This window comes from Tolumonas auensis DSM 9187 (genome assembly GCF_000023065.1).
In the GTDB taxonomy this organism is placed as follows: Bacteria; Pseudomonadota; Gammaproteobacteria; order Enterobacterales; family Aeromonadaceae; genus Tolumonas; species Tolumonas auensis.
The window spans coordinates 438,981-457,381 of sequence record NC_012691.1 but is presented as its reverse complement, the minus strand read 5'-3'; the positions used below and the strand labels follow the sequence as shown (position 1 = coordinate 457,381).

General features: G+C 52.8%; 19 protein-coding genes. 8 read left to right on the top strand and 11 right to left on the bottom strand.

The features are described 5' to 3' along the window. Positions 1-31: 31 nt before the first annotated feature. Positions 32-883 (bottom strand): DMT family transporter, encoded by an 852-nt coding sequence (locus TOLA_RS02115; protein WP_012728632.1) that lies wholly within the window; start codon positions 881-883, stop codon positions 32-34. A gap of 99 nt (positions 884-982) precedes the next feature. Here TOLA_RS02115 and TOLA_RS02110 point away from each other — a divergent pair, with 99 nt between their 5' ends. Beyond that, positions 983-1,501 (top strand): MarR family winged helix-turn-helix transcriptional regulator, encoded by a 519-nt coding sequence (locus tag TOLA_RS02110; RefSeq protein WP_012728631.1) that lies wholly within the window; start codon positions 983-985, stop codon positions 1,499-1,501. Between the two features lie 69 nt (positions 1,502-1,570). Here TOLA_RS02110 and TOLA_RS02105 read toward each other — a convergent pair whose 3' ends face one another. The 4 genes from TOLA_RS02105 to TOLA_RS16860 all read right to left on the bottom strand — a co-directional run bounded on the left by TOLA_RS02105 (position 1,571) and on the right by TOLA_RS16860 (position 5,452). Then, a complete protein-coding gene (locus tag TOLA_RS02105; protein WP_012728630.1) occupies positions 1,571-2,872 on the bottom strand; it encodes a sodium ion-translocating decarboxylase subunit beta in 1,302 nt (433 codons plus the stop codon). A gap of 13 nt (positions 2,873-2,885) precedes the next feature. Then, positions 2,886-4,691: a sodium-extruding oxaloacetate decarboxylase subunit alpha gene (gene oadA, locus TOLA_RS02100; protein WP_012728629.1), complete on the bottom strand. Its 1,806-nt coding sequence runs from the start codon at positions 4,689-4,691 to the stop codon at positions 2,886-2,888. A 22-nt stretch (positions 4,692-4,713) separates the two neighbouring features. Beyond that, positions 4,714-4,974 carry an OadG family protein gene (locus TOLA_RS02095; protein ID WP_012728628.1) on the bottom strand — a complete coding sequence of 87 codons (261 nt, stop codon included), beginning with the start codon at positions 4,972-4,974 and terminating at the stop codon, positions 4,714-4,716. A gap of 253 nt (positions 4,975-5,227) precedes the next feature. Continuing rightward, a complete protein-coding gene (locus TOLA_RS16860; RefSeq protein ID WP_012728627.1) occupies positions 5,228-5,452 on the bottom strand; it encodes a DUF1127 domain-containing protein in 225 nt (74 codons plus the stop codon). A 258-nt stretch (positions 5,453-5,710) separates the two neighbouring features. Here TOLA_RS16860 and TOLA_RS02085 point away from each other — a divergent pair, with 258 nt between their 5' ends. Continuing rightward, positions 5,711-7,390 carry a SulP family inorganic anion transporter gene (locus TOLA_RS02085; protein ID WP_012728626.1) on the top strand — a complete coding sequence of 560 codons (1,680 nt, stop codon included), beginning with the start codon at positions 5,711-5,713 and terminating at the stop codon, positions 7,388-7,390. Positions 7,391-7,414: 24 nt separating this feature from the next. Here TOLA_RS02085 and TOLA_RS02080 read toward each other — a convergent pair whose 3' ends face one another. The 6 genes from TOLA_RS02080 to nudF all read right to left on the bottom strand — a co-directional run bounded on the left by TOLA_RS02080 (position 7,415) and on the right by nudF (position 12,167). Continuing rightward, on the bottom strand, positions 7,415-7,615 hold the full coding sequence (locus TOLA_RS02080) for a hypothetical protein (RefSeq protein ID WP_012728625.1): 201 nt from the start codon (positions 7,613-7,615) through the stop codon (positions 7,415-7,417). Between the two features lie 74 nt (positions 7,616-7,689). Then, positions 7,690-9,582: a DNA topoisomerase IV subunit B gene (parE, locus tag TOLA_RS02075; RefSeq protein WP_012728624.1), complete on the bottom strand. Its 1,893-nt coding sequence runs from the start codon at positions 9,580-9,582 to the stop codon at positions 7,690-7,692. 19 nt (positions 9,583-9,601) lie between these two features. Next, complete coding sequence (locus TOLA_RS02070; RefSeq protein ID WP_012728623.1) at positions 9,602-10,177, bottom strand: YqiA/YcfP family alpha/beta fold hydrolase; 576 nt, start codon at positions 10,175-10,177, stop codon at positions 9,602-9,604. A 1-nt stretch (position 10,178) separates the two neighbouring features. Further along, the gene (cpdA, locus tag TOLA_RS02065) at positions 10,179-11,000 is read right to left on the bottom strand and encodes a 3',5'-cyclic-AMP phosphodiesterase (protein WP_012728622.1); all 822 of its coding nucleotides are present in this window, start codon (positions 10,998-11,000) and stop codon (positions 10,179-10,181) included. A gap of 85 nt (positions 11,001-11,085) precedes the next feature. Continuing rightward, positions 11,086-11,454 (bottom strand): DUF1249 domain-containing protein, encoded by a 369-nt coding sequence (locus TOLA_RS02060; protein ID WP_083757789.1) that lies wholly within the window; start codon positions 11,452-11,454, stop codon positions 11,086-11,088. A 71-nt stretch (positions 11,455-11,525) separates the two neighbouring features. Next, positions 11,526-12,167 carry an ADP-ribose diphosphatase gene (nudF, locus tag TOLA_RS02055; protein WP_012728620.1) on the bottom strand — a complete coding sequence of 214 codons (642 nt, stop codon included), beginning with the start codon at positions 12,165-12,167 and terminating at the stop codon, positions 11,526-11,528. A 160-nt stretch (positions 12,168-12,327) separates the two neighbouring features. Between nudF and TOLA_RS16290 the strand changes: the two genes are divergently transcribed. The 6 genes from TOLA_RS16290 (at position 12,328) to tehA (ending at position 18,401) form a co-directional block, all read left to right on the top strand. Continuing rightward, positions 12,328-13,005 carry a CerR family C-terminal domain-containing protein gene (locus tag TOLA_RS16290; RefSeq protein WP_171804898.1) on the top strand — a complete coding sequence of 226 codons (678 nt, stop codon included), beginning with the start codon at positions 12,328-12,330 and terminating at the stop codon, positions 13,003-13,005. Beyond that, positions 12,998-13,954: an HlyD family secretion protein gene (locus tag TOLA_RS02045; RefSeq protein WP_012728618.1), complete on the top strand. Its 957-nt coding sequence runs from the start codon at positions 12,998-13,000 to the stop codon at positions 13,952-13,954. Before TOLA_RS16290 ends, TOLA_RS02045 begins: the two co-directional genes overlap by 8 nt. A 3-nt stretch (positions 13,955-13,957) precedes the next feature. Then, on the top strand, positions 13,958-14,884 hold the full coding sequence (locus tag TOLA_RS02040) for an ABC transporter ATP-binding protein (protein WP_012728617.1): 927 nt from the start codon (positions 13,958-13,960) through the stop codon (positions 14,882-14,884). Between the two features lie 8 nt (positions 14,885-14,892). Then, positions 14,893-16,029, top strand: a complete 1,137-nt coding sequence (locus TOLA_RS02035) for an ABC transporter permease (RefSeq protein WP_012728616.1) — start codon at positions 14,893-14,895, stop codon at positions 16,027-16,029. Positions 16,030-16,048: 19 nt separating this feature from the next. Then, positions 16,049-17,362, top strand: a complete 1,314-nt coding sequence (gene tolC, locus TOLA_RS02030) for an outer membrane channel protein TolC (protein ID WP_012728615.1) — start codon at positions 16,049-16,051, stop codon at positions 17,360-17,362. A gap of 88 nt (positions 17,363-17,450) precedes the next feature. After that, on the top strand, positions 17,451-18,401 hold the full coding sequence (gene tehA / locus TOLA_RS02025) for a dicarboxylate transporter/tellurite-resistance protein TehA (RefSeq protein WP_012728614.1): 951 nt from the start codon (positions 17,451-17,453) through the stop codon (positions 18,399-18,401).

Sequence of the window (18,401 nt, the reverse complement as noted above, 5' to 3'; positions counted from 1 at the left end):
ACTGCCATCGGCCTTGCGGATCCGCTCCGATCTATGCGGCAGCCGGATAACGTTTTGGCCGCAGCAACAGCTCCAGCAGGAGTGAGGCAAATACCGTCAATACGCCCAGCCACTGCCAGTAGCTGAGTGCCTCATGCATCAGTATGCTTCCCGCCATTACCGCTGTCAGCGGATTCAGCAACGTCATCAGCCCGAGACGGTTCAGCGGTAAATTCGCCATGCCCCACAGCCAGAGCACATATGCCAGCGCTGAATTGAGCAAAATCAGCCATAACAGACCAAACCAGTCATCCCCGGCCGGTATTGGCATCGCCCCTTCCACCCAGAAGGCCAGCGGCAGAATCATTAATCCGCCGAGCAGTAACTGCCAGCCGGTAAAACTGATCAGCTCACCATGCCACGGACGCTGCTGTAACAATAAACTGCAGATACCGATCAGCAGCACCGAAGTTAAGGCAGCACCGACACCAATCCAGTTCAGTTCAGCGCCCGGACCCAGCAACAGAATAATACCGCCCAAGCCCAGCAGCGCACAGATCAGCGCCTGACGGGAAGGTCGCTTATGCAAAAACAGCCACTGTAATCCCAGCAGCACCAGCGGCAAGGTCGCCGCTAACGTCCCGGCCACCGATCCCGGCAAGTACAGCGCGGAAATAAACAGTAGCGGGAAAAAAGCACCGATATACAGAAAGCTGATCAGAAGCAGATACGGCACCTGCCGCCAGGGTACTTTGGCCGGACGGATGGCCAGTAACAGTAATCCGGGCGGGATCGCCCGCATCACCGATAACCACAGCGCAGGCCATTCAGCCAGGTATCTTCCGGTAATAAAGTAGGTGGTGCCCCACAGGATCGGCGTCAGTGCCACGAAAATAGGAGACATATGTATCTTTCAATGAAGAATCTTAATATGAAGATATTTTGGTTTGTTTTTGCACTCTCCGTCAACTATCTTTGTGTGAAGATAAAAAGGAGGTGAATCATGCAAACGGATCATGTCGATCGCATTCTCAGTCAGTGGCAACACGAACGTCCGGAGCTGGATCCGCTGGCCATGAGTATATTCGGCCGGTTATGGCGTCTGAATGCTATCGCCAGCAAAGCCATTGAACAGGTACATCTGCAATTTGGACTGACCCAGCCGGAATTTGATGTGCTGGTGACACTGCGCCGCAGCGGTGAACCTTACACATTAAGCCCGACCGCGCTGTATACCTCGCTGCTGCTCTCTTCCGGCGCCATGACCAACCGGCTGGATAAACTCGAAGCACGCGGGCTGATCTACCGCGAACCTTCACCGGAAGACCGCCGCAGCATGCTGGTCGCGCTGACCAAAACCGGACTAGCCCTGATCAATGAAACCATGACCGCGCATGTGGCCAATGAACAGCGCTTACTGCATTCGCTGGATCGTGCCCAGCAGCAGGAACTGGCTGATTTATTAAGAACGTTGCTGCTGAATATCGGTAAAGATCCGGTAGAAACAATACAGCCGGAATAGTTGTTGCCAGGGAATGAACGGAGACGTGCCGGCTGAATGTTATCCCGCATTCAGCCGGCACTTGTTTGCTTACAACGCCAGAATATATTTAATCATCACACCCGCAGCAATGGCAGAACCGATAACGCCCGCGACATTGGGCCCCATCGCATGCATTAACAGAAAGTTCTGATGATTCGCTTCCAGCCCCAGTTTGTTTGACACCCGGGCGGCCATCGGTACGGCAGATACACCGGCAGAGCCAATCAGCGGATTGATCTTGTTTTTACTGAAGCGGTTCATCAGTTTGGCCATTAACACACCGCTGGCGGTGCCAACACCAAACGCAATCACGCCAAGTAACAGGATGCCCAGTGTCTGTGGTTGCAGAAATTTATCTGCCATCAATTTTGCACCAACTGATAATCCGAGAATGATCGTGACGATATTAATCAGTGCGTTTTGTACCGTGTCACTCAGACGATCCACCACGCCACATTCACGCATTAAATTACCGAAACAGAACATACCCAGCAGTGGTGCAGCATCCGGCAGGATCAAAGCTACCAGCAGCAGCAATATGATCGGAAACAGGATCTTTTCCCGTTTATTTACCGGACGCAACTGAGTCATCACGATTTTGCGTTCTTCTTCTGTTGTCAGCAGGCGCATGATCGGTGGCTGAATCAGCGGCACCAGTGCCATATAGGAATAAGCCGCAACTGCAATTGCCCCTAATAACTCAGGAGCCAAAATACTGGTCAGATAAATCGCCGTCGGACCATCCGCACCGCCAATAATCCCGATGGATGCCGCCTGAGCCAGTGAAAAATTCATGACTCCCAGGTAGTTAAGCCCTAATGCACCCAGTACCGTGGTAAAGATGCCAAACTGTGCAGCGGCGCCTAACATTAACGTTCGCGGATTAGCAAGCAGTGGACCAAAATCGGTCATCGCGCCTACACCCATGAAAATCACCAGCGGTGCAACACCGGAAGCAATTGCTACTTTATAGAAGATGTACTGAATTCCGTCCGTATATCCATAACCAGCCGCTATCTCTTCAATACTATGCAGTGCAGGCAGTGTTAAATCCGGCATCTGCAACTTGATTGCGGAGACATCCGGCAAACTACCGATATTTGCCGCTATTGCCGCAATAACATCCGGCTGAGCTTTATATAAGGCCATGTCCAGGGCAGAAAAAGCCAGCCCGGCATCCGGAATGTTAGCCAGCAATCCGCCGAATCCAATTGGCATCAGCAATAACGGTTCAAATTTTTTGACAATCGCCAGCCAAAGCAATAGCAAGCTGATCAGTAACATGACAGCCTGACCCACGGTCAGGCTCATGAACCCCATGCCCTGCAATAATGCACCTATACGATCCATAATTTCAGCCCTCTTATACCAGAGTCAGCATGCAATCACCGACAGCAACAGCATCACCTTCTTTCACCTGGATCGTATTCACTGTGCCGGAAAGACCTGCCCGGATCTCGGTCTCCATTTTCATGGCTTCCAGGATCACCAGCACATCCCCTTCTTTCACCGCTTGCCCTGCTTTCACGACTACCTTCCAGATATTCCCGGCTAAAGGCGCGGCAACCGGGACTGCATTCGCAGCGGAAACAGCCGGTGCCGGCACGACCGGTGAAACAGCAGAGGAAACCTCCTGCACATGTCTGACTTCGCCACCTTCGCTGACTTTCACCACATAGCTGCGGCCTTCAACCTCAATGGTATAAATTGCCGGTCCTTCCACTTTCTCCTTAGCTGCCGGAACCACGGTTGGCGGAACAACAGCAGGAGCAACTTGCGGATGAGGTTCAAAAGCGGCCGGATTGCCACGATTTTCCAGAAACTTCCAGGCAATTTGCGGGAACAATGCCACCGTCAGAACATCATCGATGATGTTTTCAGACAGTTTCACACCTTTCTGGGCTGCGCTCTCAATAACGCTTTCTTCTAACGTCTCCATTTCAGGTTTCAGGTTATCCGCCGGACGACACGTGATCGGTAATTCACCATTCAGCACACGCTGCTGCAGTTCCGCATTGACCGGTGCCGGCGTCGCACCATATTCACCTTTCAGTACACCGGCGGTTTCTTTGGCAATATTTTTGTAACGCTCACCCGTCAGCACGTTCAGTACCGCTTGTGTGCCGACGATCTGAGAGGTTGGGGTTACCAGTGGCAAAAAGCCCAAATCTTCACGCACCCGTGGGATCTCTGCCAATACCAGATCCAGTTTGTCAGCGGCATTCTGCTGCTTCAGCTGACTTTCCAGATTGGTCAGCATGCCGCCCGGCACCTGAGCAATCAGGATGCGGCTGTCGATGCCTTTCAGCTGACCTTCGAACGCAGAATATTTTTTACGGATATCACGGAAATAGGCCGCAATTTTTTCCAGTTGCATCAGATCCAGCCCGGTGTCATACGGCGTGCCCTGCAGCGCAGCAACAATAGCTTCCGTCGCCGCATGACCATAAGTACCACTCATAGACGAAATGGCGGTATCCACCCGATCCACCCCGGCTTCAATGGCTTTGAGCAGCGTCATTTCCGCCAGACCGGTCGTGGCGTGACAGTGCAGATGCAGTTCTACATCAAATTGTTCTTTGAGTTTACTGATCAGATTATAGGCAGCAGTCGGTGTCAGAATGCCGGACATATCCTTAATCGCGATCGAATCAACTCCGATTTCCAGCAACTGTTCCGCCAGATCAATCCAGGTTTGTTCGTTATGTACCGGACTGGTGGTATAGCTCAGCGTACCCTGTGCATGCGCGCCGTTTTTCTTCACTGCCTGTAATGCGCACCGCATGTTACGGGGATCATTCATCGCATCAAACACACGGAAAACATCAATACCAGTGGCCGATGCCCGCTCCACAAAACGTTCTACAACATCATCCGCATAATGACGGTACCCCAGCAAATTCTGACCACGCAATAACATTTGCTGACGGGTTTTCGGCATGGCCTTTTTAAATTCACGCAGACGATCCCACGGATCTTCACCTAAAAAACGAATGCAGGAATCAAACGTTGCGCCACCCCAGCTTTCCAGAGACCAGTAACCAACCTGATCCAGCATTTCAGCGGCGGGCAACATGTCATCAAGACGCAGACGGGTAGCAAACAAGGACTGGTGTGCATCACGCAGCACAACATCAGTAATGGCAACAGGGCGAGGAGTTACAATCATCCTTTTTCTCCATCAGTGGAAATTATTTTTTGTCATGAGTGCGGCGATGGTGGTGTAAAGCAGCAGCAATCGCGACTTTGGTTAATGCATCATCAGTCGAGGATAAGGGTTGTTCGGGCTGTGGTATGGGAATTACAGGGAGCGGTAGGTCTGGTGTGAAACGGGCAATAATTCGCGACATGAGTTGCACTGCATAAACCAGCAGCAGTAAGAAAACCATGACAAAACCCATGCCGGCGATCATCAGGTTGACGCCTTCAAGCATAAGCTCACCATTCGTCATCGTTCACCTCCATATTTCATTAATCCAGGAAAAACAAAGATAAAATCTCTGTATTGTTATGAATGGTATCGTCTGAATATTGGAGTAAAAAGGATAGTCGTTTTATATGACATGGCATGTGACACGGCAGTCACTTTAAGATATTTCTTTATTTTCAAATACAACCGGCTCCCCCCTATAACCCCACAAACAAAAACACCCCCGGAATTTCTTCGCGGGGGTGCATCAGAACTACACTCACTTAAACTGAAGTTTATGGTTCCCAGAACGATTTGTTCAGCTCTTCCTGGCGTTGCGCTTCGCTGAGGCCAATATCACGCAAATCTTCTGCGCTCAGACGGGCCAGCTGACGACGGGTCTGCCAGTTTTGCTTCCATAACAACAGCATATGTTTGATATGTGAAAATATTGAATGGCCCCGATCAGGGCGCTGTGCATACTGCGGTATTTTAGCGTGCACCAGAGAATGCTTAATCATAGTTACCTCCGCGGCTCGTAGCGTAATGCGAGGGGAATGCGCCGGAATCACCAGCAGCATATGCTGTTAATTCTAGTTTATTGCAGAGAAAGATATGGGAGCTTTGCCGCAAATCCTGCAGAAAGTCCGGCTTTTTATGTATTGCAGTGCAGGCCGGATCTTTTTTGATTTGCTTTCATGATCTGATATGCCGGAACGCGCTAGAATGCGTCAAACGGTTATCACCATATGTTAATATGATTAGTATTTGAGGTGGTTATGATTGCAATACTGGAAGCGCAGCGGGCTGGTCTGCTACGCGCCAAAAACTGGCTTCCTAATCTGGTTGCCGGGCTTATCGTCGGTGTCGTGGCATTACCTTTAGCCATGGCGTTTGCAATCGCTTCCGGCGTAAAACCGGAACAGGGGCTCTACACTGCCATGGTGGCCGGGGCAGTGGTGGCTGTGTTTGGCGGCAGCCGGTTACAGATTGCCGGTCCAACCGGTGCGTTTATCGTTATTCTGGCCGGAATCACCGCTAAATACGGCGTCAGCGGGTTACAAATCGCAACCCTGATGGCCGGTGTCATTCTGATGCTGATGGGCTTCAGCCGCCTCGGCAGTATCATCAAATTCATTCCCGCGCCGGTGATTGTCGGTTTTACCAGTGGGATTGGGGTTATCATCTGGGTCGGACAGTGGAAAGACTTCTTCGGTCTGCCCAGTGTCAGCGGTGAACACTTCCATGAAAAATTCTGGCACCTGCTGCAGCAATTACCCCATGCCAATCTGACCACCAGTGCGCTGGCACTGTGCAGTCTGGCACTGGTGCTGCTGACACCGCGTATTCCTTATCTGCGCAAGGTGCCCGGCCCGCTGATGGCGATGATCTTTTCCACCCTGATTGTCAGTCTGTTCCATCCGGAAGGCGTTGCCACCATTGGTAGTGCTTTCGGTGGCATTCCACAGAAATTACCAGATTTTGCTCTGCCAGAATTCACTTTCAGCGATATGGTGCAGTTGATTGGTCCGGCATTCACCATTGCGATGCTGGGAGCGATCGAATCATTGCTCTCTGCCGTGGTGGCCGACGGTATGGCCGGAACCCGGCATGACTCGAATCAGGAGCTGATCGGACAAGGTCTGGCGAATATCATCGCCCCTTTATTCGGTGGTTTTGCCGCGACCGGTGCCATTGCCCGTACGGCGACCAACATCCGTAATGGAGGGAACAGCCCGCTGGCCGGCATCATTCACTCTGTTGTGTTACTGATGATCCTGCTGTTTCTGGCACCGCTGGCCAACAACATTCCATTGTGCGCACTGGCGGCGATCCTGTTTGTCGTTGCCTGGAACATGAGTGAACTGCCGCATTTCGTGGAAATGGTGAAGAAGGCGCCGAAAACAGATACCGCTATCCTGCTGATCACATTCCTGCTGACGGTGTTCACGGATCTGGTAGTTGCCGTCAATATCGGGGTTATTCTGGCCGCATTCAGTTTTATGCAGCGGATGGCGGGCGCCGTCGAAATCCAGCAGCACAGCGAGGATGATCTGGAGAAAGAACTGCAAATTATCGGACATAAAAAATTACCGCCACAGGTGATGGTTTACAGCATCGACGGCCCGCTGTTTTTTGGTGCAGCAGAAACTTTCCAACGGGCACTGGCGCAAACCAATACCGAACCGAAAGCATTGGTCCTGCGACTGAACCATGTCCCGTTTATGGATTTCACTGCGCTGCAGTCGCTGGAACATGTCATCCATTTATTAGCGAAACACAACGTCACCATCCTGTTATGTGAAGCCAATAAAACGGTACAACAAAAGCTGACGAAAGCCGGTATCATCGATCTGGTGGGAGAAGGCCACAACTTCACGACCTTTGATGAAGCCTTGAATTACTGCGAATTGCGGTTTGCGGAAAACAGCGAAAAAATGGCGGTTAACGAGCGCTAATCATCTCAAAAAGAAAACCACGCCTCAGGGCGTGGTTTCGTTTTTCGCTTTGGCACCCAGTGTACTTTTCGTCGCATAGGTGACGCCATGTTCATCCAGATAATCGCGGATCATCTGACGAACCACCTGCGACGGCGTCAGATCCTGCGCCGTACAGAGATCTTCAAAGGCTTTTTTCTTTACCGGATCAATCAGTAAAGTTAACCGTGCGGTCTTTTTTTCCATCGTCGAATGCTCTGTATGTTAATGGGATTAACATGCATTATAGCGGTATGACCACACAGGCTCCAGCGGCAAAACTAACCGATATCCGCCAGATTACCCTTACTTTCGAGCCATTCGCGGCGATCACCGGAGCGCTTCTTCGCCAGCAGCATATCCATCAGCTGCATGGTTTCTTCCGTTTCATCATCCAGCGTCAGTTGTACTAAACGGCGGGTGTTCGGATCCATGGTGGTTTCACGCAGCTGTTTCGGGTTCATTTCACCCAGACCTTTAAAGCGGGTCACCTGAGGGGTGCCTCGTTTCTTCTCGGCTTTCAGGCGCTGCAGAACACCTTCTTTCTCATCTTCATCCAGCGCGTAATACACTTCTTTGCCGAGATCGATTCGGAACAGTGGCGGCATCGCGACATACACATGCCCTTTTTCCACCAGCGGACGGAAATGTTTCACAAACAGCGCACACAGCAGGGTCGCGATGTGCAGACCATCCGAATCCGCATCGGCGAGAATACAGATCTTGCCGTAACGCAGGCCACTCAGATCATCAGAGTCCGGATCCATCCCCACCGCAATCGAGATGTGATGGACTTCCTGCGATGCCAGTACTTCCGAGGCATCGACTTCCCAGGTGTTCAGGATCTTCCCACGCAGCGGCATGATGGCCTGGAATTCACGTTCCCGTGCCTGCTTGGCACTACCGCCCGCGGAATCCCCTTCCACCAGAAACAGCTCACCCTGCATCGGATCAGAACAGTTACAATCAGTCAGCTTGCCCGGCAGTGCCGGCCCTTGCGTGATCTTCTTGCGCACCACGGTTTTCGCGGCACGCAGACGACGCTGCGCGCTGTTGATGCACAGTTCCGCCAGCTGTTCCGCCAGTTCGATATTCGAGTTCAGCCACAAGCTGAACGCATCTTTCACAATGCCGGAAACAAACGCCGCACTCTGACGCGAAGACAAACGCTCTTTGGTCTGACCGGCAAATTGCGGATCCTGCATCTTGATCGACAGAATATAGGCACAACGATCCCAAATATCATCCGGCGTCAGCTTCACGCCGCGTGGCAGCAGATTACGGAATTCACAGAACTCGCGCATCGCATCCAGCAGGCCCTGACGCAGGCCGTTGACATGCGTCCCACCCTGCACCGTCGGGATCAGGTTGACATACGATTCGCTGATGAGCTCGCCGCCTTCCGGCAACCAGCACAATGCCCAGTCCACCGCTGAATTGTCCGCACTGAACTGACCGGTAAACGGTTGTTCCGGCAAACGGATGACGTCTTTCAGGTTATCCAGCAGATAGTCACGCAGACCATCCTGATAACACCAGTCATATACCTGCTGATTGACGCGGTCTTCAAAATGGATGGTTAAGCCCGGACACAATACCGCTTTGGCTTTGAGAATATGCACCAGACGGCTGGCAGAGAATTTCGGTGAATCGAAATATTTCGCGTCCGGCCAGAACTTCACCCGGGTACCGGTGTTGCGCTTGCCACAGGTGCCGGTGATGGTCAGATCAGCGACTTTATCGCCCTGTTCAAAGGCCATTTCATACACATTACCATCGCGGCGCACCGTGACTTCGACACGGCGTGACAGCGCGTTGACGACCGAGATCCCCACCCCGTGCAGACCACCGGAGAACTGATAGTTACTGTTGGAAAATTTACCGCCGGCATGCAATTTACACATGATCAGCTCAACAGCCGGCACCCCTTCTTCCGGGTGAATATCCACCGGCATACCGCGGCCATCATCGGTGACTTCCAGCGACTGATCATCATGCAGAATGACATCAATACGCCGGGCATGCCCTGCCAGCGCCTCATCGACACTGTTATCAATGACTTCCTGCCCGAGATGATTCGGACGAGAGGTATCGGTGTACATGCCGGGGCGACGACGCACCGGCTCCAGACCATTGAGGACTTCAATGGATTCAGCGGTATAAGCTTGAGTCATGGTATTCCGTGAAGACGGTTTATAACTGCAGGAATCTTACTATCTGAGCACAGTAACGTTCAAATCCTGTGAAAGCGTGAGTGCCGCCCTGCTCTACTGTAGTTCGTGCAAAATGATAAAATTGTAATGCGTGGCGATAGTCTAACACTTCATCGCCCTGTTGCTGTAATAACCATATCCGTTCCGGATGCTGCAGCTCCGGGATCCCGAGATCACGCAACTCATCAACATGATGTTGTTCCAGCAGATAATCTTCACCGGTGTAAGGATTATGCTGCGGCCCGAGCAGTTGTTGCAGCAAATGATGCGGATGGATAGCCGGATTAATCACGACCGCTTTATGCCCGTAAACTTCCGCGACTTTCGTGGCCCAGAAACCGCCCATGGAGCTGCCAACCAGACCGATCTTGCGATCACCGAGATCAGCCAGCGTCTCTTGTATCGTTTGCCAGGAGGCAGCCGGGGTATTCGGCAGTTTAGGGATACAAACCTGAATATCCGGTAGCTCAGCAGCCAGATATTCCGCGATTTGCCGGGCTTTAACCGAGTTCGGCGTTGAATTAAAACCGTGCAGATAAATCAGCGTTGGCGACATCTCAATAGCCTGTAGATTGTAAATCGGGAGCAAACTGGCCAGGTTCAAGACGCCAGACCTGTGTCGCAATACGACCATCCGGATACAGCTGCAGATAACGCCAGCCGGGAGACATGGTATCCAGTGAAAAATCTACACTCAGTGGTTGGAACTGAATGCAGGTTGATGGTGATGTCAGAAAACGTATCCCCTGATGATACTGATCATACTCCTGATGCACATGGCCGCAGAGCACCGCTTTTACCCGCGGATAGCGTGCCAGTACCGCCAGAAAGTCACTGGCATTCTTCAGATCGTGCTGATCCAGCCAGATCGAGCCAATCGGAAAGGTATGATGATGCAGACAAATCAGGACATGCTTTTCAGGATATTGCAGCAGTGCAGCTTCAAGTTGTTCCAGTTGCAGATGACTCAGCCAGCCATGCGGCGTGCCGTACACCTGACTATCCAGCAGGATCACCTGCCAGTGGTCACCGACCAGCTGCATTTCCGGACGAATACCGGAGACCTGCAGTTCATTCTGCATCAGTACCCGGTGATCATGATTACCCGGTAACCAGTGAACTGGCTTCTGCAATGTCGTGACCATGCGGGCAAAACGCTGATAGGAAGCCGCGGAGTGATCTTGCGACAGATCGCCCGTAGCGAGTACCACATCATACGTTTGCGGCAATTCAGTAATGGCATCCAGTACCGCCTGAAAACTATCCGCTGTGGCAATTCCCAGTAAATCGCGGTTTGTCTCAGCGAACAGATGCGTATCTGAAATCTGCAATAATCGAACGATACCATCGTCCGGTTTACTTAATGTGCAGGTTTCCAAAATCTCTCTCTATATACTTGCGGACAATGCCTTTCATTTACCCATCCTGCGGGCAGTCCGGGTCGTGGCATCATCTCATTATTTTTTAATATGCCAGCGCTTCAGCGCTATACCCGTGTGCCAGACAGAAACGCAGCCATTCTGCCAGAAAGTGATTACACTGTTCTTTTTCGTCCCGCTGATGCATAGCCGGATTCGGATAATCATAGCTGGGGAGTAAACGGGAAATCTGCTGACTGACACACACTTCCGCCATACGCGCGTCGTGGTATAACCGGACTTGCATGTGACTTCTCAGAAAATCAGGAAACTCGTCATTGTGCTGACAGATTTCAATCAACGTGGTGTAGCGGGTGTTTTCCAGAATCCGGACCGCGAATTGTAATGATTGCGCAATATTGTACAACCGGGCTGCGCCATCATTTGTCGAAGGTAACAGCTTCATCAGCGCCATGTAGTTGGTTTCATAGGCCCGGTGCAACTCTGGCAAATCGGGCACATGACGCCGGGCAACACACAGCGTCGTCACGATCCACCCAACCAGCGGCGTTGTAAATCGGCATGATGCAATTGCAGCCACTGCAGTGCAATGACCGTCGTGGCGTTATCAATACGCCCTTCTTCCACCCAGCGGTAAGCCTGCTCACGACTGACCACATGCACACGAATGTCTTCGCCTTCATGCGCCAGACCGTGCAGACCGTTTGCCAGTGTCGAATCGACTTTACCGACATACAGATCAATACGTTCCGTCGTACCGCCCGGGCTGACCATATAACTCAGTACGAACTCAGCACGTTGCAGTTTCAGACCAGATTCTTCTTCTGCTTCACGGTGGATCACTTCGTCAGCCTGTTCACCGGGTTCGATAATGCCCGCCACCAGCTCCAGCAACCACGGATCCTGTTTGGTTTCATACGCGCCAAGACGGAACTGTTCCAGCAGTACCACTTTATCGTTTTCGATATCGTATGGCAGAACCGCGGCCGCATGGCCCCGTTCGAACATTTCACGCTGGATAACCGGCCCCCAGCCACCGGCAAAAAGCTTATGCCGCAGGTGGTAACGGTTAATACGGAAGAAACCTTTAAAGCAGGGTTCGCACTTTATAATTTCCACATCATTACGATCGTAATGCTGATCAGCAGCTAAGAGTTGATCTGTCATGGTGACGACTCCCGTACTGGCGTTATGCCAAAGAAAGGAAGGTTACCCCGAAGCCCGCACAGGGGCAATAGTGATTCTTCGTCACAAAATAATTAGAATTTTTTTTCTAATCTCCTTGCATCTGTCTGCTTATCAGCCAATGATTAGAAAAGGTTTTCTAATGCAGAGACGACTTATGCCGGCCTTCCCCACTATTCATGATCTTGCCGCCAGTGCGCACGGCGAAGAAACGCGGCTGAAACTTATTCACGCCGCCACCCCGGAATTCATAGAACAGGGCTTCCGGGCGGCCCGGGTACAGCAGATTGCGGCGCGGGCGGGTGTGCGTCTCTCGGCAATTAATTATCACTTTGGTGGTAAGGAAGGGCTCTATCTGGCGGTGCTGCGTTACCACGGTGACCTGGCCATCACCCAGCAACCGCTGCTGAGCGACAGTGAATTACCGTTGCCGGATCGGTTCCGTTTTCTGATCCACAGCGTTTTGCTACGGATGCTGGATGAGCAACAGGGTTGCCGGATAGCCCAGCTGGTGTTGCGGGAAATGGTCAACCCGACGGCCGCACTGGATGATATTTATCATCGTTTTCAGCAGCCACAACTGCAGCAGATGCTGAGTCTGCTACAGCAAATCCTGCCGGAAGAGACGCCGGATACGCTGTTACGCTGTACGCTCAGTATGATGAGTCAGTGCATCATCTATGTGCTGGCCCGCCCACTGATTGTCCGCACCAGCCCGCATTTACTGACCGATCCCGGCTGGCTGGAAGAGATAGAAAACCACATTGTCCGTTTCAGCTGGGCCGGTCTGATGGCCTTACGGGAGGAACCTCATGCGTAAGTACATATTGTTGCTTTGTGCCTTTGGCTTAAGTGCTTGTCAGCCGAAAACCGAAAACACCCTGCCCGGCTATGTGGAAGGCGACTATGTGCGGATTGCCACGCCCGTGGCCGGTTATCTGCGGGAACTGGCCGTCACGGAAGGCCAACCGGTTCAGACTGGCCAGCCATTGTTCCGACTGGAAAGCAGTGAAGTCAGCAGCAATCAGCAAACTGCGCTCGCTACCCTGAAAAAAGCCCAGGCTCAGGCCGCTGATCTAAGTAAAGGCAAACGCAGTGAAGAGATCACTGCACTGGAAGCACAGCTCGGTGCCGCACAGGCAGCACTGCGCTTAAGTGAACAGGAGCTGAGCCGGCAGCAGCGGTTACGTCAGCAGGGTTTCAGCAATCAGGCCACGCTCGATCAGGCCGCCAGTAGCCGTTTGCAGGCACAAGGCAAGGTCCGCGATCTGAAAGCGCAACTCTCATTGGCATCGCAGGCGGCACGTAGTGATTTACGTCAGGCTGCGCAGGCCGACATTACCGCCGCAGAAGCGCAAACCGGCCATGCCGATTGGTTAGTCGCTCAAACCTCGCCACTCAGTCCGGTTACGGCAACGGTGGAAGAGACCTTATACCTGCCCGGTGAATGGATCCCGGCCGGTTCTCCGGTGGTGACACTGTTAGCTCCCGATGCGGTGAAGATCCGTTTCTATATTCCGGAAACCGCACTGGCGACGATCAAAACGGGACAAAGTGTCACCATCAGTTGTGATGGTTGCAAGGCGACGATTCCGGCGCGGATCAGTTTTATTGCCAGTAATGCGGAATACACGCCACCCGTTATCTACAGTAAAGAAAACCGCGCCAAGTTGGTGTTTATGGTGGAAGCCAAGCCACTGGATACACACGCCTTCCCGTTGCATCCCGGGCAGCCGGTTGCTGTTGCACTGTCACCAACGGAGCAATAAGCCATGAACAGTGAAAACTGGATCATCGATGTGCAGGGTTTAAACAAGAGCTTCGGTGACAAGCTGGTCGTGGATAACCTGAGCCTGCAGGTACGACGCGGCGAGATCTTCGGCTTTCTCGGGCCGAACGGCAGCGGTAAAACCACCTCGATCCGCATGATGTGTGGCCTGCTAACGCCCGACAGCGGTTCCGGTCATACACTGGGCTATGACATTGTCAGACAGGCCGCCGATATCAAACGTCATGTCGGTTATATGACGCAGCGTTTCGGCCTGTATGACGACTTGAGCCTGCGGGAAAATCTGGATTTCATTGCCCGCATTTATGGCATGCCGCAACGCAAACAACGGGTACAGCAGGCGCTGGAGCGGCTCGGTCTGCAGGCCCGGCAAAATCAGCTGGCCGGCACCTTATCCGGCGGCTGGAAACAACGGCTGGCGCTGGCCGCCTGTATGCTGCATGAACCGCAACTGCTGTTACTGGATGAGCCGACGGCGGGGGTTGATCCGAAAGCCCGCCGCGATTTCTGGGATGAGATCCATCAGCTGGCCGCAGAGGGGATGACGGTGCTGGTTTCCACCCATTACATGGATGAAGCCGAACGTTGTCATCGTCTCGGTTATATCGCCTATGGCCAGTTGCTGGCCGGTGGTACACCGAAAGAGTTGATCCAGCAGAGTCAGTTTACGACCTGGCTGGTTGAGGGCGAGGTCGATGTGCTCTTGCCGGCGCTGCAAAACCACCCCGCTGTCGCACTGATTACCCGCTTCGGTAACAGCCTGCATATCAATGGATTAGATGCCGCTGCTTTAGCAATGGCGATTGAACCATTCCGGCAACGCAACGATCTGCGCTGGCAATTGATCACGCCGCAACTGGAAGATGTGTTCATTCATCTGATGCAGCAAAGTCAGGATAATTTCCGCTAGAGGTGCTTATGAATCAGGTATTAAGCTGGCACCGGCTGCTGGCGATGATCGTGAAAGAGTTTATCCAGCTGCGCCGCGATCGGCTCACCTTCGCCATGATGCTGGGCATTCCGCTGATCCAGTTGATCCTGTTCGGGTTTGCCATCAACGGCGATCCGAAACATCTGCCCACCGTCATCGTGGCGCATGAACAAACCCCGTTTACCCGCGCAATCGTGCAGGGATTAGAAAACAGCGGTTATTTTCAGCTGGTCGCGACCGATCTGGGTGAGGCAGAAGCCGATCACTGGCTGGAAGAAGGTGATGCTCAGTTTGCAGTGGTCATTCCGGCCGGGTTTGCCAAAAAACTGCAGCGCGGAGAACGGCCACAACTGCTGGTCGCCGCCGATGCCACCGATCCTTCCGCGACCGCCAATGCCATTGGTGCCCTGCAGCAACTGAGTCAGCAATGGTTGCAACACGAACTGACCGGCACACTCAGCGCCCTGAATGGTAAAGCGCAGCCCTATGAGGTGGTGATCCAGCGGCGGTTTAATCCGGAGGGTCTGACGCAATACAACATTGTGCCCGGTCTGATGGGCGTGATCCTCACCATGACCATGATCATGATGACCGCGCTGGCCGTTACCCGCGAAGTGGAACGCGGTACGATGGAAAATCTGCTGGCAACCCCCGTGCGGCCACTGGAGGTCATGCTGGGCAAAATCCTGCCATATGTTTTGATTGGCTTTGTGCAGGTCGCGGTGATCCTGATTGTCGCCGAACTGTTATTTGAGGTGCCGTTTATTGGTCCGGGCAGTTGGTTGTTACTGGGCATTCTGGTGTTTATTGCCGCCAACCTCAGCATCGGAATCACCATTTCCAGTGTGGCCCGCAACCAGACCCAGGCCATGCAGATGACCTTTTTCTTTTTTCTGCCCTCCATGCTGCTGTCCGGTTTTATGTTCCCGTTCCGCGGCATGCCGTTCTGGGCGCAGCAGATTGGTGAGCTGTTACCGCTGACCCACTTTATTCGTCTGATCCGCGGAATTATGCTCAAAGGAAACGGAATGGCGGAAATGTGGCCGCATTTGTGGCCATTATTACTGTTTTTATTCGCTATGCTGTTAGTAGGTGTGCTGCGTTTCCGGAAAACGCTGGATTAAAACTGGAGTGTATAACCCAATGAAAAAATCATTATTGTCCGTGTTTATTCTGCTGGGGCTCTCCCCGTGGGCATATGCCGAAAGCCTGCTCGATATCTATCATCAGGCGCGGGAGAAAGATCCGCAGTTACAGGAAACACTGGCGCAACGTAACGTCGCTTTTGAAAAAATCAACGAAGCCGATGCGGCCAAACTGCCGCAGATTGGTTTAGATGCGAATGCCAACTATCTGAAATCAAACAATGATGACGCTTATACCGCCCGGACTACCGGTGCTGGCATTACGCTGACCCAGGCGTTATTCCGTCAGTCCGTCTGGATGAATTCGGATATCACCAGTAAACAGGCAATGGCCAGCGATGTCGCCCTGAATCTGGAGAAACAGGGCCTGATGCTGCGTACTGCGCAGGCTTATTTTAGTGTGCTGGCGGCACAAGATAGTCTTGAGTATGCAACGACCAATGAAAAAGCGCTGCAACGCCAGTTGGATGAAACACAGCAGCGCTTTGATGTCGGCATGACGGCCATCACCGATGTACAGGAAGCCAAAGCAGTGCATGATCTGGCCGTCGCCGACACCATCAATGCACAGAATGCCTTGTCGAACAGTTATGAAGCACTGCGCCAGTTGACCGGCACCGAACACCGTTATCTGGATGTGCTGAATATCGAACGTTTCAGCCCGACACCGATGACGCAAAGCGCCGAGCAATGGCTGAAACAGGCACAGGATCACAGCCTGGCACTGAATCAGTTGCGTATCGCTAAGGATGTAGCAAAACAACAGATTGATCTGGCCAAAGCCGGTCATTTGCCAACGCTGGATCTGAAGCTCGGGGCCAATTCCGATTACACGGATTACGAAAAAAACACCGCCTCGAGAGAGGATGGTACCGTTAACGAAGGTACGATTGGTCTGCAATTTAATCTGCCACTCTATTCCGGCGGTGCCACCCAGTCACAGGTAAAACAGGCGCAGTTTAACTATGTCGCTGCCAGCGAAAGTCTGGAAAAAACCTACCGCAGCATGCAGGCCGATCTGTATAAAAACTACAATAACGTGTTTGCCAGTATCGGTACCATCAAGGCTTACCAGCAATCGGTGATTTCCGCTGACAGCGCTCTCACTGCGACTCAGGCCGGTTATCAGGTCGGAACCCGTACCATCGTTGATGTTCTTAACTCAACCACCAAACTGTATTTCGCGAAACAAAAACTCTCGGATGCCCGCTACAACTACATCCTGAACACCCTGCAACTGAAGCAGACAGCCGGAACATTGTCGGAGCAGGATCTGCTGGATATCAATAATGGGTTAATGACAAAAAAGTGATATATTGACTACATGATTTATATCAAAAAGCCCTGTCCAGCCTGACAGGGCTTTTTGTTGCTCAGAAAAGAATAAGGAGCAAGCTACGATGACATCCAGACATATCCCCGCCTCTTTCTTCGGCATGGTGCTCGGCTTATCCGGCCTGGGGCAGGCATGGCGTATTGCCGCGCATCTCTGGCAGTTACCGGCACTGATTGGTGAAGGATTATTATTGCTGGCCGGTTGCGTCTGGGCGGTGCTGCTGCTGGGCTACCTTGCACAGGCCATCCGCCATTTTGCGCTGGTGAAAGCCGAATTTCTGCATCCGGTACAGGGCGGCACGCCGGCGTTACTGGGCGCTTCCACACTCTTAATCGTACTGGCAGTCTTGCCCTACTCCCTGACCGCTGCATGGCTGCTGACTATCGCGGGTATCAGCTGGCATCTGGTGTTTTCCCTGTGGCATACCGGCACGCTCTGGCAGGGCGGGCGCGATACGCTGGATACCGCCCCGACGCTGTATCTGCCAACTGTTGCCGGCAACTTTACCAGTGCGGCGGCTTTAGGTGCCTTAGGACATGCGGACTGGGGCTGGCTGTTTCTCGGTGCCGGTGTTTTCTCCTGGCTGGCGCTGGAGTCGCTGATCATTCAGCGCCTGTGGCATCCGAAAACCATGCCGGTCGCGCAACGCCCGCTGCTCGGCATTCAGTTTGCACCGCCGGTTGTCTGTGCCATGGCATCGCTGCTGTTAATGCCGGGCAGTACCGCGCCGTGGCTGCTGATGCTGTGGGGGTATGGATTGTTTCAGTTGCTGCTGGGGTTACGGCTGGGTGCCTGGCTGGGCGCACAGGCCTTTGCCCCTTCCTACTGGGCTTATACCTTCGGTGTTGCCGCTACCACGGTCAGCGGTCTGAAACTGGCGGCGGCCGGACTGCCTTCCGCACAATGGCTGGCGATCCCCATTTTTATTGGTGCTAACCTGTTTATTGGTTATCTGGCCTTCCGTACTGTGCAGATGCTGCTACGCGGTCAGCTATATGGAAAAGCCGCCAGATAA